Here is a 901-nt window from a genome sequence, read left to right on the forward strand (position 1 = left end):
ACCCCGGACAGGGCGAACAGGATCAAGAGGCCGATGCGCGCGACGTCGGGCAGACGCGGGAACAGGCCGAACCACGAAAAGCTGAGAAACAGGCTGATGGCGATCAACAGCGGCAGCACGAGCGGCCAGCCGCGCTCGAAGACCATCGAGGCCCGCGTCGCCAACCGGCTGAGCGCCAAGCGCAAGGCCAGGCCGCGTTCGCCGCTGGAAATGGGTCGTTCCGTCATCGGCCCTTCCTGCCCGGGCGTAACAGCCCGGACGTCATCACCAGAAGGATACCAGCAAACACGGCAAAGGCGAGGCGGGTTCCAAAAACGTGAAGCGGTTTTGCCGGGTTATGATCAGAAATTGCCAGGATTCGTGTTGGAACCGCAGACCAGGACCGCCACGCGCTCGCCCTCCGCCGGCACATAGCGCCCGGAAAGCATGGCGGCGAAGGCCGCTGCGCCACCCGGCTCGGCGATGATTCGCACGCGGTCCCACAGCGCCTTCTGCGCAGCTATGATGTCGTCGTCGCTGACCAGGATAGAGCGCTCGACGAAGGCTTCCGCGATCGGAAACATCATCTCGCCGACGCGCTTCGGCGCCAGCGAATCGGCGGCAATGCCTTCTGCCGGGGCATCGACCGGCTCACCGGCCTCCAGAGCGCGATAAAGCGTCGGCGCGCCCTCGGGCTCGATGGCGACGATGCGGATGCGCCCCGAAAACCACGCTGCGATGCCGCCGATCAGGCCGCCGCCGCCAACGGCAACCAGCAGCGTGTCGATCGCGGGCAGGTCGGCCTCGATCTCCAGGCCGAGCGTGCCCTGGCCGAGCAGCGTTTCCTCCTGGTTGAAGGCGTGGATCTGCAGGGCGCCGGTCCGGGCCGCGAAGTCCTCGCTGGCGGCTAGGGCCTCGGCAT

General features: G+C 67.1%; 2 protein-coding genes. Both read right to left on the bottom strand.

Annotated elements, in window-relative coordinates; genetic code table 11:
* The coding region (locus tag EOA28_RS37095) for a DUF4175 family protein (protein ID WP_128315907.1) at positions 1-227 on the bottom strand (227 nt) is incomplete at its 3' end.
* 114 nt (positions 228-341) lie between these two features.
* On the bottom strand, positions 342-901 hold a 560-nt coding region (locus EOA28_RS37100; protein WP_128315908.1), incomplete at its 5' end, for a pyridoxal-phosphate dependent enzyme.

It is taken from the genome of Mesorhizobium sp. M2A.F.Ca.ET.067.02.1.1, from assembly GCF_004023285.1.
GTDB lineage: Bacteria > Pseudomonadota > Alphaproteobacteria > Rhizobiales > Rhizobiaceae > Mesorhizobium.